General features: G+C 56.2%; 10 protein-coding genes. 2 read left to right on the forward strand and 8 right to left on the reverse strand.

The genetic code is table 11. The annotated features are described in order from the left end of the window. Window positions 1-89: 89 nt before the first annotated feature. The 5 genes from ACGYLO_RS08550 to hsdR form a co-directional block, all read right to left on the reverse strand. On the reverse strand, window positions 90-668 hold the full coding sequence (locus ACGYLO_RS08550) for a hypothetical protein (RefSeq protein ID WP_394376378.1): 579 nt from the start codon (window positions 666-668) through the stop codon (window positions 90-92). Continuing rightward, entirely contained in the window at window positions 668-1645 is a 978-nt protein-coding gene (locus ACGYLO_RS08555; RefSeq protein ID WP_394376379.1) for a hypothetical protein, read from the reverse strand. The genes ACGYLO_RS08550 and ACGYLO_RS08555 overlap by 1 nt, the downstream gene beginning before the upstream one ends. Window positions 1646-1791: 146 nt before the next feature. Beyond that, window positions 1792-2949: a restriction endonuclease subunit S gene (locus ACGYLO_RS08560; RefSeq protein WP_394376380.1), complete on the reverse strand. Its 1158-nt coding sequence runs from the start codon at window positions 2947-2949 to the stop codon at window positions 1792-1794. After that, complete coding sequence (locus tag ACGYLO_RS08565; protein ID WP_394376381.1) at window positions 2946-4511, reverse strand: N-6 DNA methylase; 1566 nt, start codon at window positions 4509-4511, stop codon at window positions 2946-2948. The genes ACGYLO_RS08560 and ACGYLO_RS08565 overlap by 4 nt, the downstream gene beginning before the upstream one ends. A gap of 26 nt (window positions 4512-4537) precedes the next feature. After that, window positions 4538-6907, reverse strand: coding sequence for an EcoAI/FtnUII family type I restriction enzme subunit R (gene hsdR, locus ACGYLO_RS08570; protein WP_394376382.1), 2370 nt, complete (start codon window positions 6905-6907; stop codon window positions 4538-4540). A gap of 695 nt (window positions 6908-7602) precedes the next feature. Between hsdR and ACGYLO_RS08575 the strand changes: the two genes are divergently transcribed. Next, a complete protein-coding gene (locus tag ACGYLO_RS08575) occupies window positions 7603-8781 on the forward strand; it encodes an IS5-like element ISRssp10 family transposase (protein WP_394376383.1) in 1179 nt (392 codons plus the stop codon). A gap of 271 nt (window positions 8782-9052) precedes the next feature. Here ACGYLO_RS08575 and ACGYLO_RS08580 read toward each other — a convergent pair whose 3' ends face one another. From ACGYLO_RS08580 to ACGYLO_RS08590, 3 genes are all read right to left on the reverse strand, one after another. After that, window positions 9053-9928 carry an HNH endonuclease gene (locus tag ACGYLO_RS08580; protein WP_394376384.1) on the reverse strand — a complete coding sequence of 292 codons (876 nt, stop codon included), beginning with the start codon at window positions 9926-9928 and terminating at the stop codon, window positions 9053-9055. A 2-nt stretch (window positions 9929-9930) separates the two neighbouring features. Beyond that, window positions 9931-11478, reverse strand: coding sequence for an AAA family ATPase (locus ACGYLO_RS08585; RefSeq protein ID WP_394376385.1), 1548 nt, complete (start codon window positions 11476-11478; stop codon window positions 9931-9933). Between the two features lie 112 nt (window positions 11479-11590). Then, a complete protein-coding gene (locus ACGYLO_RS08590; protein WP_394376386.1) occupies window positions 11591-14512 on the reverse strand; it encodes a UvrD-helicase domain-containing protein in 2922 nt (973 codons plus the stop codon). Window positions 14513-14556: 44 nt separating this feature from the next. Here ACGYLO_RS08590 and ACGYLO_RS08595 point away from each other — a divergent pair, with 44 nt between their 5' ends. Then, on the forward strand, window positions 14557-15234 hold the full coding sequence (locus ACGYLO_RS08595; RefSeq protein ID WP_394376387.1) for a transposase: 678 nt from the start codon (window positions 14557-14559) through the stop codon (window positions 15232-15234). The last annotated feature ends 27 nt before the right edge of the window (window positions 15235-15261 follow it).

Genomic DNA, 15261 nt, shown 5'->3' on the forward strand with positions numbered 1-15261 from the left:
CGATAGATCATAAAGTTGCTGAAATGCACCCCTAATTGAGCCCGCGACGAATTTTATAGTGCAGGAGCACTAAGAAACTTCCGATCAATTTACTCCCGATGCATGCGATCAATGAGATAGTGCAGGCAGAGCAGTGTTATCGTGCCGAGACTTGATATCATCCATGTGTAGATTATCCAGTACGCCGACTTTATCAATTCAACGCACCAACCTTTGTAAATCGGCTTGATAGAAATGGCCGAAGACACAGAGCCTGCCAGAAATATCAATATCGAAAGAAATGCGCAGTATCCAAGCAATATGGAAAGGAAGCGTCTCCGCGACACTTCTTCAACTCCTCGGCCACATTTTTCTCTCAGGGAAGTTGACCGACCGGCCATGAGATTATCGAGATTCTTATTCGGGAAGCTCGTAACAGCAGCGAGTGCGGCGATATAAAAACCTACGAGGACACCCATCAGCGTAGTGGCGCTGGCGACAACTTTTTCGATATCAATGATAAGATAAGTACTGCCCCACGTATTAAGAGAAACGAGTACGACCGCTGAAATTGCTGTGGGGTAGACATACTGGAAATAGGGGAGGTTTTCACCGCGCAGACGAAACAACGTAAACGCGGTGAACAGAGTATTTGCGTTTATGAAGAGTCGACGAAGATGCTTGAACATCATCCTGCCTCTAGCTCTACGGCCTTTTCGATGAGCTTATCGAGCATATCTTGCCGGACCTCACCATAGTATTGCGTGAGAGGCTCCTCGAATCCAGCAACCTTCTCGTTCAACATGAACGCGTTCTCTAACGCTTCGTTGGTGTCATCCTCGAGGTCACCATCTCCCACCGGCACTTCGACGGTCTTAATCTGCCCTTCGTTTGACTTCAGTCGAACGAGCAATTCTTTGCTGTCATCTTCGACGTCTTCCCAACCCCGAACTTTATCGATTCCCAGCTTGATAAGGCGACGGGCGCCGTCCGCGTCGACCTCCCGACGAACGTCCAAAGTCAGCCGACGACTGGTTTCTCGAATAAGATCGGCTTCATCCTGGCCCTGTTCCTGCGCTTCATGGCCGATCAGCTGAAGGTCAAGGATTGTGCCAGTCGTCATGGCCTGCTGAAGAGTCTTTGACTGGAAACCGTCGATCTCGCATTTGCCCTTGTAGGACTTGTCTTCGTCTTCCACCTTGAAGATCTTTGGCGTTGCTCCATTCAGGATCCAGTTGAAATGCGCCTTCAGGCTGGTGAAATTGATCCCGGGTACTTTCTCCGCAAGAAGCAGATGCCTTCCGAGCGCATCGGCCTGCCTCTTGACCAAAACATGCGCACAATAATGCGCCCCCTCCGTATCCTTTTTACCGCTGTTCCTCGTTTCGTCTGTATCAAAATCGATCCAAGCCATATCCGCGACGTCGCGATCACCGACCTGCATCATGAGCCCGTAGTACTCCGCATTCTCGACAACGGGATTGCACCACATGAGGCGCGTTTCTTTTTGATACGCCCTCTTGCCTTCCTGACTGTCTTGAAGGGCCTCAAGGCGAGCAATCAAATCGATCAACTCGTGTTGCGGTGCGCCGACAGGTGAATTCTGCCGGTTTTGGATCTTGATCTTTCCAACGGAAATCCAGCGGTAGTCAGTAGGTAACGCCATTCAGAAAAACCTATTGCCTGTTCAATGTATCGTCCTGGCGCGCCTTGCCATTTCGCGGAGCGCTTTGCACAAGTTGCCGCCTTTATTGCACTTTTGATATCAGAGGCGAATAACCGGCAACAGAGAAAACGGTGGGGTTGTGCTTCTTACGCAGGCGTCGGGCGCTTCCCGAAGACCTCGTCGAGGAGGGAGGGCATAAGCGCGTCGATGTCGGCAGAGGATGCGGTGCGAAGCTGCTGAATGCGGCGGGCCTTGGCTTGCAGGGCATTGAACCACCTCTGAGAATCGCGGTCCGGAATCGGCACTGCGATTTTCTCAAGCTTCTTCAGGCCCAATGTCCGGTTACGCCCAGCCCCACCGGGAGAAGCCTCGTTCAGTTGCAAAATTCCTTCCGGCGATTGGAAGTAATAAAGCAGAAAATCGGCGCTGGTGACCTCGGGATCGGCGACACAGGTCAGAAAGCGATGCGAGCCAACCCGGCCAGCGTCCTCAGGCTGGACGATCGCGACAGCCCCTTCCCATGCAAACACGATATTGAAGACCAGGTCCCCCCGCGCCATTTCGAAGAGCTTCTTTGACCCGACTTCGGTGCCGGGCAGCACGGGCTTGTGGAATGTACCGCGTCCGAAAGAGCGAACACCAAGTTCGGGGTAACCCTGGCTCGGGTCGATCTCGACCGGGCGGCGGACGAGAGGGGCAACTTCGGACATGGGGCAGCAGGGGGCGCCGTCTATACAGCGGGCGAAGGCCTTGGCCAGCAGCTGCTTCATCTCGGCCTCGGCTGCCGCGACGGCCTCGGATCGCCGCGCGATCAGCTCGGCCGCCCGGTCCAGTCGTCCGGCGATCCGTTGCTGTTCATCTAGCGAAGGAAGGTCCAGAGTTAGATTCAGGAAGACGTTTTCCTTAAGGCGAACACGGTTCGTGGAGCCTTCACTTGAACGTCGGCACAGATCGACGAAGGCTTCGGATCGCGAATACCATTGCAAGAATTCTGGGAGGATTTTGGTCTGGTCTATCTCGAAGCACGGAAAGTCATTGCTGACCAATGCGCCATCGAGTTCGGGCGGGACTATCCCAAATGCCCCATGTCTGGCGTCGATCCGTGACAGAAGAAACTGGCCTGCCTTTGCCTTGATCTGCCGCGCCGCCGCGATCTGTGCCCCGGAAACCTCGCCGCGTAGCGTCAGGCCCTTTCCCCAGAGACGGGCCGTGATCTGCTTGTAGGTTTCATTCGGCCTAGGTGCGATCCAGTCGTCAGACTTGGTGAGAACAGCGCCGATCGGCACACATGCGGCGCACATCATACGTCCCCTGCGAATTCGCTGCGCAGATCGTTCATGATCGACAGGACTTCCTGCTCGCGTTTGATGATCGCGTCGACGATCTCGCGCGGTTTGCGGTGGTCTACGGCTTCCTTGGCGTGCGGGTTCTTGACGTCGAGGTTGCAGGCGATGACCCGGCCTTCCTCGTCTTTCTGGATCAGGCCGGGGCCATCCACCTTCCAGGCGAATTCGCTGTCCTTCCGATCCTGCCACCAGTCGAGGCAGCCCTGAAATTCTTCGTAGGTCATGGGCGCGGTCTTGGAGTATTTCTTGCGGCCTTCGGGGCGAGGCAGCTCGTAATACCAGATGTCGCGGGTCGGGCCGCTGGTATCGAAGAAGATCAGGTTGGCGGGGATGTCCGTGTAGGGGGCGAAGACGCCCTCGCGTAGGCGGACCACGGTGTGCAGGTTGAACTTCTCCAGCAGGTCGGCCTTGATGCGAGCCGAGATGCCATCGCCGAAGAGTGTCCCGTTAGGTACGACGACCGCGGCGCGGCCTTTGCCGCCACGCTTCAGCCGACGCATGATCAGTTGGAGAAACAGCAGCGCTGTTTCAGTGGTACGACGGTCTTCGGGGAAGTTGTTGAGGATGCCCACCTCTTCCTCGCCGCCAAAAGGTGGGTTGGACAAGATGACGTTGACGCGTTGGGCCTCTCCAATCTCGTTCAGGCGGAAGCGCAGGGCGTTGCCAGAATCAATCCGGGGCGCGTGCATGCCATGCAGCAGCAAGTTGAGCTGCGACAGCAGGAAGGGAAGCGACTTCGCCTCGCCGCCCATAACGCTTTCTTCCTGCAGGATGCGCCGCTTTTCGACGGTGTCGGCTTGCGGATCAAGGTGCATGAAAGCGTCGGTCAGGAAGCCGCCGGTGCCGCAGGCCGGGTCAAGCACGGTTTCGCCCAGCTGTGGGTCGGTGACTTCGACCATGAATTTCACGACGGGGCGCGGAGTGTAGAATTCGCCCGAATCCCCGGCGGCGTCGCGCATCTCGCGCAGCAAGGTTTCGTAGAGGCGACCGAGGAGGTGGACCTCTTCGGAGGAGTCGAAGTGGATTCCGTCGATCAGGTTGACCACGTCGCGCAGCAGGTAGCCGCTTTCCATCCGGTTGGCGAAGCCCTGGAAGACGGTGGCGATCACGTCGCGTCGTTCACGCCGACCGTTGTCGCCTCGCAGGTTGCGCAGGTAGGCGAACAGGCCGGGCCCTTCACTGCCGTCGGAGCGCTCCGCCTTCTCGGCCGTCAGGAAGCTGAGCAGGTCCGGGCCGGTGATGCCATCGACCTCTGCTGCCCAGTCCCGCCAGCGATAGGGGGATTCGATGATCGGTTTGTAGTCTTTCCCGGACAGTTCCGCTCGGCCTTCCTCGATCTTCTCCATATCATCGAGAAATTTCAGGAACATGATCCAGGTGAGCATCGGCAGGCGATCAAGGTCGCCATTGAGCCCCTTGTCCTTGCGCATCATCTTGCGCGCGGTTTTGATGATGCTGTCCAGCCGTTGAGCAGTGGTCAACTGTTTGGGCGCAGCCTTCTTGCGGGCGGTCTTGGCCATAAGGTCGTTCCTTCAGGTCGTCTAGGTCACGCGGTGTAAAGGAGCCGCTGCAGCTCCGTCATGGCACCGCGTAGCTCCTTTCCCCCGCCAAATCGTTGCGCGATTTCTATGACGTTGCCCCATTCATTGAAAGGCGGAACCTCGAGAAGGTCAGGCAATTTGAATTGGGCTGTCCCATGCTCGGCGTATTTCTCGATCACCGCATCCAGGATTTCGCGGGCTTCCGGCGTGTATTGGCCAAGGAACTCGGCCTGCTCTCGCATCAACCGGTCGGCCCTTTCACGGCGAGTTCGGAGGGGCGTGTTGTAGGCCAGATGGCATAACAGGTCGAATGGGTCTGCGTCCGGCGCGCCAACGACCTCTGCGAGGCTGTCCAACTCAATGCCCTTTTCCTCCAGGCGTTCGATGATGTCAGCGCGCCTATCTGGGTCCAGCCAGTCATGTCGCAATTGCGAGGCATTCGGATAAAGGGTTCGCACCTTGTCGCCAGTGTAATCGGTCAATTGGCGGCACGCGAGCTGGCGCCCCTCGGAGTCGAGTTCGTAAACCAGATGCCGGATCACCGACACTTCACCTTCATCGAAGTAATATTTGCGAGGCGGCCCATCGGCGTCGTCATCCAAGGGTGACGGTGGAGCTTCGTGATTAGGCAGGTCATCCGTGTCCGGCTCTATGTCTTCGCCGGGCTGCTCATCGACAACCACGCCGTCATCGTCGATGGTCTCCTCTTCCTCTCGTACCGGCTCCCCGTCAAATGCAGGATCGGCAAACATCCGGGTCGCGGTGCCGGTGTAGTCAATGATGTTGAACGCAAGCTTGCCGTAGTCCGGTCGCAACCGTGTTCCCCGACCGATGATCTGCTTGAATTCTGGCATGGATCCGACAACCCGCGCCAATACGACGTTCTTGCAAGTCGGTGCATCCACGCCAGTCGTCAGAAGCTGCGAAGTCGTCAAGATGACCGGAGTTTCCGTCTCGACATCTTGGAAGCGCGAGAGATGGCCTTTTCCGATCTCTTTTTCATCAGAGGTCACCCGGCAAACGTAGTTGGGATGATCTCGCATAAGGTCTGCGTTGAACTCGGCAAGGAAGCCCCGCATCTCCAAGGCATGCTCTTGATCAACGCAAAAGACGATGGTCTTCGCGAACCTGTCGGTTTCGGCCATGAAGTCCGTTAGATGCCGGGCGATGGCCCTTGTGCGCGCGCGGAGCGCTACCACACGTTCGAAATCGCCTGTCTGGTACTCGGCATCCGGGATCTCTCTTCCAAAGCGGTCCATATCTCCGGTGCTCGGACGCCATCCGGCTGCGTCGTAATCGGTAATTACGCGGTGGACGCGGTATGGAGCAAGGAAACCGTCGGCAATCCCTTGAGCGAGACTGTACTCGTAGACGGGGGTGCCGAAGTAGTTGTACGTATCGACGTTGTCTTCACGGCGCGGGGTTGCCGTCATTCCGATCTGTGTCGCGGGTTCGAACCAGTCGAGGGTTTCGCGCCAATTGCTGTCACTACGCGCGTTGCCCCGATGACATTCGTCGATGATGATCAGGTCGAAAAAATCCCGCGGATACTCGCGGTACAGCCCTGGACGGTTCTCGTCCCTGGCAATCGACTGGTAGATTGCAAAGTACATATCACGGCTTTTAACAGCTTCGCCTCCGCCAATCTTGTGGCGTGCTTCGCCAAATGGGCTGAAGTCCTTTGCCATGGGATCATCAACCAGAACGTTCCGGTCTGCCAAAAACAGGATCTTCGGCGTCCTGTTGGTTCCTTTCGTGTTCCAACGCGACGACCAGAGTTTCCAGGAGATCTGAAAAGCGATGGCGGTCTTACCCGCACCGGTGCAGAGCGTCAGCAACGTCCGCTGCCGTCCCTGCAGGACTGATTGAACCGCCCTGTTTACGGCGATCTCCTGATAGTACCGTAGAGGCTTGGCACGGTCTGGGTAGGTCGGTGTCAAAAGCCGGTCGGCGACTGCTTGGTCGTAGATACGTTCTGCGTCCTTCAGGCGTGTCCATAGCTCTTGTGGAGTCGGAAAAGCCGAGAGTTCGCGCTCTACGCCCGTGGAGTAATCAAACTCGATGATGCCCATTCCATTCGTCGCATACGCGAATTTGAGCCCGAGGATTTCGGCATACTCCTTGGCCTGCTGTAGACCTTCTGCTGGATGCTTGTACTTGGCCTTGGCTTCCACGACAGCAATTGGGAAGTCTGGGCTGTATCTCAGAATGTAGTCCGCACGTTTCTGCTTCCCTCGTCTTGCCTTGCCGCCGACGAAAATAATTCGGCCGTCAGTGAAAGATCTCTGTTCGTTGATGGCGTGTGGTGCGTCATCCCAGCCGGAGGTTTGAAGTCTAGGTACGACGTAACGTCGGCACGTATCAGCTTCATTCATCAGGGCACGCTACTTTCAACTGGAATGCGCATATCTTTGAAGGCACTCTGCGTTAAGGCTAATTTGTCGAACCTTCGCCCGAAACCGATTTAGGATCAATCGAAGAAGTCATTGGACGAGAACGAGGTTTACCGCAGCGTCGAGGTGGTGCGTTGTCCAAAAGCTGGCGAAATGCGTTGAATGCCGAGGTGTCGGCTTGCCTTTCGCCCCCGTGTAAGGCGCGCTTGCGGCAGGAGATAAGGATTTGGCGGAAGCTAACTTGAACCACCGCAGTTTTGCCCGAAGCCTAGGGCTCTACCGTATCGACGCGACCGCTCTTGGCGCCGTGTCATGGCAATCGCGAGGTTGGACGCTGCACCGCGTCCTAGAGGACCACTTCCGGGCGCGGCTTCAATCGTCTGGCTTCGACGAGGTTCGAACTTCCAGGGCTGTGTGGGATGATGCTGTTGGTGTGGCGGTCGGCGAGGCTTGGGATGACGGGGATCGTGCTGCCCGCGGCAGCCGTCGAATGGTTTTCCGATTGATTGGCTCCCTCAGTGTCGAGATTGGTTATGAACAGCGAACAGCATCAGAGGAATACAGACCTCGCCGGCGTTAGTGCTTCGGATTTAGCAGGCTGCTGAAAAAGTCGGCCCTCGACGCGGTTATGAGAACATGATTCACTTCCGACATGGCAGCGGCAGCAGGAGGTGGCGATGCGTGGGACGGACGAGGCAAGCGGGTCGCTGTTCAGCTATGTTGATCTTGAGCAGCGGGTTCCGGATCGTCATCCGCTGCGGTTGATCCGTCGGGTCGTCAATGACGCGCTGGCCAGCCTGGATGCCGAGTTCGCCGCGCTCTACACCGATTTTGGCCGCCCCTCCATCGCGCCGGAGCGACTGATCCGTGCGAGCCTTCTTCAGCTCCTGTTCTCGATCCGCTCGGAACGGCAGCTGATGGAACAGATGGACTACAACCTGCTGTTTCGGTGGTTCGTCGGCCTTGGCATCGACGATCCGGTCTGGGTTCCTATGGTGTTTACCAAGAACCGCGATCGGCTGCTGACGACCGACATGTCGCGCAAGCTGATGGCGGCGATCCTGGCGCACCCGGAGGTCCGTCCGCTCCTCTCGGATGAACACTTCTCGGTAGACGGCACTTTGGTCAAGGCGTGGGCGTCCATGAAGAGCTTTCAGCCCAGGAACAGCGCGCCGCCACCGCATGACGATGATCCTGGCGGACCGCCACCACCGGCCGACGCGACCTTCGCAAACACCGAACCGCAGCCCCAGCAGACAGAAACGCAGCCGATGCCCGACACGCCCCGCCATATCCGCAACGCCGCAGTGAACTTTCGGGGCCAGAAGCGCTCGAACGCAACCCACATCTCTGTGACGGACCCCGATGCCCGTCTCTACAAGAAGGCACCGGGTGCCGCGGCGACATTGTGCTTCATGGGACATACGCTGATGGAGAACCGCAACGGGCTGATCGTGCAGGCCGATTTGACCCATGCCGATGGTTACGGCGAGCGCAAGGCGGCCCTCGAGATGATCAACCGACACTCCCCTGGCTCGACCCGGCGCCTGACGCTTGGAGCAGACAAGGGATATGACAGCGCCAACTTTGTTGCCGCACTCAGGCGCATGGTTGTGACGCCACATGTCGCGCAGAAGGCCCGGAGTTCCGCAATCGACGGGCGAACCACCCAGCATCCCGGTTATGCCTTGTCACAGCGGCGCCGGAAGAAGATCGAGGAACCCTTCGGCTGGGCCAAGACCGTGGGCGGCATGGCCCAGACTGTTCATCGCGGCCTCGACAGGGTCCGCGCCCAATTCACAATGACCATGGCAGCCTGCAATCTGGCCAGACTACCGAAACTCCTTGCCCCCTGACGAAGGGGGCAAACCCGACCCGGCGTCCGCAGTCGCAAAGAGCCACCTTCAAACCGTGGGGGAAGAATAACGTCCTTCAAGGCTGACTTCTTCAGCAGCCTGTTAGAGGCTTATTTCATATGCGATGTTTGCTGTGTGTGTGGGGCCGTAACTTGGTGAAAAATGTAGCATAAAGAATAACGTTTGGATGCTGCCTATGCGGGCTGTTAGTAATATTCTAAAAAGGCATGCGATCGTCGCAAATAGCACTAATGAGGATTTCATTCAAATTTTATACATTTAGCCAATCCCCATTAAAGTTAGCGTTGCAAAACCAGTCTGATTCACATAGCGCATGGTATAAAGTCCTTTTCCAACCATTGAGTAGCAGATTGGCATCGCTGCTGACGATGTTAAGATGGTCCCGGAACTGATCTGGTGAAAATTGCGAAAGACTGCTTTGCCTCTGCAATATGAGAGGGCTAATATCCCCAGCCACTCGGCTGGAGTACCGCCCGGCTAAGCTGCAGGCTGCGAAATGCTGCGTGGCCCGCTGCTTGTCGTGGTCTACCCAATGTTCAGGGGGAATGACCGAGAAGGTTACAACAATTGGATTGCTCCGATGCACTTCACCGTAGACCCATCTTTCGTTAAAAAAACATTCTTTATCCAAATAAGGGTGAATGGGTTGATGTTGAGGCGTGTTCGGAAAATCCGCTCCAGCATCCGTATTGCAGTCTCGACATGCGGGGACTAGATTCCTTGGGTGAACGGAGTATGCGGGGAACTTGGATTTTGGAAGATAGTGATCGAGCGTACGCGGAGTTCCGATTCCCCCGCAATAAGGGCACTCGCCTTTTGCAGCAACCATAATATCGTCATATATTCTTCTTGGTTCTCCGGTTGAGCCCACAACGCCGGAACTGTACAAATCCATTAACGATCCTTTGCTCAAGGTCCCGACTATTATATCTTCTCGGTGACCACGTCGTGCTCTCGGAATATCGCACCATGTCTTTGTGGCGGAATGTGTATCGAATACATTAGCAGCTTGGTCAAGAAAGATGCGATTTTCAGCGAGATGCGCTTTCAGCGCACCTTCGGCTTCGCTGACGCAAGCATCATAAAGGTCGAGCGAAGAATGAGGTGGGGAGGCTAGTCTTTTCATCTTTATTGCGTAGAATTATCTCTGTTGATTACCAGGGCTCGCAGTATGCCTCGCGCTTCAAGGCCAAGGCTGCTATTAAATTCATCGATTATTTCCTCGTATGTTCCGCCTCGCGCGACAGCATTTTCCAGCAGAGTGTGGAAACCGGACTTTTCAACCTCGAGCTGAAAAACCTCTTTTGTCAGTGTGCCGACGTTTTCACCAAACGTTTCTATGGTTGGGCGTGCCGTTTCCGATGAGGCGCGCTCCCTGTATAGTTTCCAAACGCAAGACTTGGGCACTTCCTGTAATACAACAGGAGAATGAGTGGCAACAATTGCAACTGCATTCTGCTTGTGAAGGAGGTTGCTCAAACTTCTTACAAACGCAGAAAGAAGTGGTGGGTGGAGGTGACTTTCTGGTTCATCTATAAGTACAAGCGTCTTCTCTTCAACCTTTTCGATCAATTGGGTGATCGTTAGTATTGTTATGGCATGACCGGAGCTCATTCTGGAGATTACCACCTTTGCTCGCTCCAGTGCTTCCGGCGGATCCAGCTCGAGCAAGCTGAGCAAGTTCATCTCTGCAAAATTTTGATCGCTCTCTAAAAGTCTTATGGATTCAGACCATCGAACTTTGCGTAAGGGCTCGCTAAAGCAAAAGTTTAGAGAAGCAATGAACTCACCATGTAGCTCATCCCTTGATTTTAGTATTGATCCATCATCTCCGCTATAGTCGGTTAGGCCGATATAGCTATACGGAGTTCCGGTAGATGGGTTATCGCTTGCGGCCGGCAGGTCGAAAGGGTCAAAGGCGCTGAATGCTACTGAAACGAGATTTGAGAAAAAATCCTTCCCAAGCCATTCGCTCTCCATGGCCCACATTGGCTTGTGATAAAAGCCGGTTCCCGCCTCCGCGCTTCCCGCAATTGATTTCACCATGTGTTTCAGTAATGTGGTTTTCCCAACTCCGTTTCTCCCAATTAAGGCGTGAATGTTCGTTCCAGGCAGGGAGCCGGCTTTTACCTCAAAGTGAAGATTAAATCCTGCAAATTTTTCGGTTTCCGTAAGGATAAAGTTGAATAGAAAATCAGTTTGAGGAGCTTCACCTGCTAAAACCCTGCAGAACTGTGTTTGTATTGCGTTCACACTGACGCTTCTAAGGTGAGATGTTCGAAAAACTTCTTCATCTTTTGCGCGCTCAAGAATATGCGGATTGTAAACGACATCTCTAAGCTTGTGAAGGAAAGCATCCCTCCATTCGCTTGAGAAATCGCGTGACAGCGTTCGGTAGAATTCTACATCTGTCGCTACCGAAAAGTAGTTGCTAGATAGCTCCGCGAATTCATTTTCTAGCGTTTCATAGGTGCCAGTTTCTGTGGTTTGCCCAAAGAAGCCAATTTTTATGTTCGGGAGTTTTCGTCCATTTCCCGTTTCATCATAGGCGTAAACTTCGAACATTGTTACAAATGAATAATCGTTCCACCGATCAATCTCTAAGTATACGCAATTTTGTAGTCCGGTGCTGTACCCACTGCCGCGACTAACCACTCTGAATGTAATGTCGATCATGGCTAGAGTGTCGCTTTCTGGTGATTGCAGGAGTGACCGATGGTCAACTGAACGTTGTCGAAACATGGCCCGCTTGCGCCTGATTTCACAAGGGGTTTCCTGTGGGCAATGCCTATGCCGGTTCGCGTTTCCGAGACTTCCTCCTTGTCTTGGACTTCCCAGAACAGACAGGGAAGCGCACGCACCCCAAAAAGGCACCGTATCTCCCTTGCCGCTCCACAAGCCAGCCGTCAGAGCAGCTTGGGCATGGTGTTTGGACGGCTCCGCATTCCGTGCAGGTTTGCTCGCCATTTGCCGTCTGGCGCAAGGGTAGGCCAATGCCACACGAAGGGCAGGCCGACATTCGGTTGCCGCAGAGCTTCACGTGCTCGCAGCGATACCACCCCGAATCCTCCTGACCGGGCATGTAGAGGAGGCGGCCACCGCATTGCTGGCACGCATGCGTGCGCTCTAGGGCCTCACGCGGACTTGCGACGTCGTACTCGGGGTCGTTCAGCAGTTCCGTGACGAACGTAGATGGCCGCGCCTCCGAGGCCATGATGGTCACGGTGCTGCGGGCCCGTGTCATGGCAACGTACATGACACGGCGCTCTTCAGCGTTGGCGAAAGGTTCTGCCTCCGGCGATACGAGACCCAGCAAGGGGTCATCGACGATCATTGAAGGGAAGCCCATGCGAGCGTTATCGGCGCCGAGAATAATGACGTGATCTGCCTCCAGACCCTTCGATGCATGGATTGTCTTGAAATTGATCGTCAGGTCCGGGTGTCTGCGCCTCAGGTCACGCATGTTAGGCTCGATGAATCTGTACCGCCCGAGGAGCAAGACTGTCGGCTTGCGATTGTCGGGCTTCGGTTCGGTCAGGATGGCCGACAGGGTATCATCCATTACTCTTGCGCCCGTCTCGCGGCGCGTCCAGGCGATCCGGATGGCGGGCTGACCCGTTTCGCCCGCCGGTACGACCGTCTTCGTGATTTGAGCCGGATTGCACAGGACGAACCGTCGCGCGGCCAAGGCGATCTTGTCGACCGAGCGGAAGGTGCGTCCAAGGTCGACGGTCCGATGGATACCGGTTTCGCCCGCATAGGTTCCGCCGAACTCTGTGCCGAAGTTCCGCATGATATGGATGTCAGATCCCGCAAAGCGATAAATGGACTGCCAGTCGTCACCCACAGCGAAAATGCGGGCATCCGCGTGCTGGGCCTTGAGCGCCTTGATGAGCTTTGCTCGGCCGATTGAGATGTCCTGGAACTCGTCGACAAGGATGTGCCGGAAGGGGCTGTCGTATTTCCCGGTTTCGACCAAGGCCGTGGCGTGGTTCACCATGTCCTCGAAATCGATACGATCACCAAGTCGTGCCTGATACTCGCGGTAGACAGCCGCGAAGATCTTCAGGAATGCCTCGGCGCGCTTCCCCATCTTCGCGTCCGCGGCACGCGTTTCGCAATCCTCGGTCCGGTAGCCACCATTCTTGAAATGCCGAAGGAAGGTGGCAATCAGGGAGGTGAAGCTGTCGACCACGCCGAGCTGTGTGACCTGATCGTAAATCTCGATCTCGGGGAGAGGGCGTATCGTCACATAGGGCGCGACCTTTTCAGCCAGTGCCTCGAGTAGGCAACCTTCTTCCCGCTCCCAGCTGTAGGACTCCAACAAGGTGGTGCCGTGTTCTTCGTGGACCTGTCGTTTCCACGCCATGCCCTCCAGGTATTCGTCACGATCGATAAACGGGGCAGTCACCAGCTCGTCGGTGCCGTCGCGCTGCTGTTTCTTCCGGACGCCGAAATGCTCCAGGTACACGCCGCTTTCGGTGAGGCGAAAGTCAGGTGTGTAGGCGCGGCGCCCGGTCCCTGTCAGCTTGTGCTCGTACGTGGGCTCGTATTCGTAGTCGATACCATTCAGGTACAGCCAGTTGGCGATGATCAGCTCCTCGAAGCTGGCGACGGTTTCACCTTTAAGGCTGCGCAGGTTGCGACTTTCGACCTCCGAATACCACTGGTGTGCAGATTGGTAGTCCCAAGCCGTAGGGAAATCCTCGAAAAAGCCGGCGAACCATCCAATCATCAAATTCGCGATGTCCGCCATCTTGCTGACGATGTCACGGAGGATGTTTTTGATCAGGGACAGGAAGGCCTTGTCGTCCGTGGCCGTCGGGGCCAGCGGCGGTTTTTCCCCTTCGACCGTTCCGATGATCTCGTAGGCAAGAGCGTGGAAGGTCCGCGCGGCAATCGGCACGCCGCATCGGGCTTCGATGCGTTCAGACATCTCCGTCGCAGCATCCTTTGCGAAGGCAAGGAGCAGGAGTTCGTGAGGCTTCCGTATCTCGGCTTTCAGGAGATAGGCCGCTTTGGCAGTGATGACCGATGTCTTGCCGGATCCAGCGCCCGCGAGGACCAGCGTCGCGTCCTCGTCGACGACGACCGACAACCGTTGTTCCTGCGTCAGCGGCATGGACTCGACGCTATCAAGGAAGCTCTTCCAGTCAGCCAACTGTCTGTCGACGAAGGAGACAATCGCAGCGTTCCGGGCCGTTTTCGGATCGCGTGCGAAATCCATGATTGGCTTCAGACGCGTCATGGCATCGTCGCCGATGGCGGTCGGGTTCAGTTTGGAGATGACTCGGGCATTGAGGTCGGTCGCGTGGCGTGCCTCCGGACCTATCAGGCAGGCTGCGGGGTATCGTGTCGGGCTCTGCATGCTGGCGATGGTAGACAGCAACGACGAGATCGCATCCTCTTCCTTGACGAGCTGTTCCAGATTAAAGCGTGACCACGCTGCCTCAACGACTTTTCCGAAGTCACCCGCCGCGCCAGGCGCAACGGCTGGAAGCCGAAGTTGGGTTTCACCAAGGTCCAACGCGAGTGAAGTCGCGAGACGACCCCGCTCTACGGCCGGTGCTCTCGCGAGATCGGCCAGCTCTATCCGTTGCCGAGTTCCACCGGTCGCGACAATGGTGCCGCCTTGAAAGAGTAGGGACCGGGGGTGTTTCCGAAAGGGGTCTGCAAGGAAGGCCAACAGAGGGCGGGATACAAGCTTCATGAAAACCAAATGCCTATTTCCCGTATTGGTATAGCAGACGGTTTTTGGATGAAAAGCGGGACTGGCGCATGGTCTGCCTCTGCCGGGGCTGCGTGGGAAAACTTCGCCGCTTGCCGTTAGAAATCCTGATGCTGTATTGCACCGCGATGGAACCGAACCCCTTGTCCGAACCAGAACTGCTCCGATGGTACTGGATGTCGCTGTACATGCGTCTGCCGGATGCCGGTATCGCGGCGACCCTCCCGTCAGAGGATGCGGCCCGCGAGCAACTTTTGAACGTTCGTTGGCCAAATGGCATCGTTTGCTCGGATTGCGAAAGCGATCAGGTTGGACGGAAGACGGCGCGCGACATCTACAAGTGCGGAAGCTGCGGCTACCAGACGTCAGTGACAGCAGGCACAGCCTTGAGCTCGACCAACATTCCGATATTGCTCTGGCTGCTCGCCGCCGAGGAGTACATCACCCGGCAGGCCACTGGCCGCAAAAACATGCTGACGAACGCAAGTTTCATGGAATTCCTCGGTACGCGCTCAAACGACACCGCCGTGCGAGTAAAGCGCAAGCTAAAGGCCGATCTGGAACCAGGTGGGGTGGGGATGCTGCTCGCATGCATCTGTTCGCCTTACGACGAAGAGCATTTCGCAGAAACACCGGCCCGCAGCGATTTCAATGCCCGTGTTGCGCACGTCTTGCAGCGCAATCTTTCTCGCTCTCGCCGTTGAGGATTCCGGACGATTTTCTCCCTCCCA

It is taken from the genome of Sulfitobacter sp. 1A13353, assembly GCF_043557255.1.
Taxonomy (GTDB): Bacteria; Pseudomonadota; Alphaproteobacteria; order Rhodobacterales; family Rhodobacteraceae; genus Sulfitobacter; species Sulfitobacter faviae.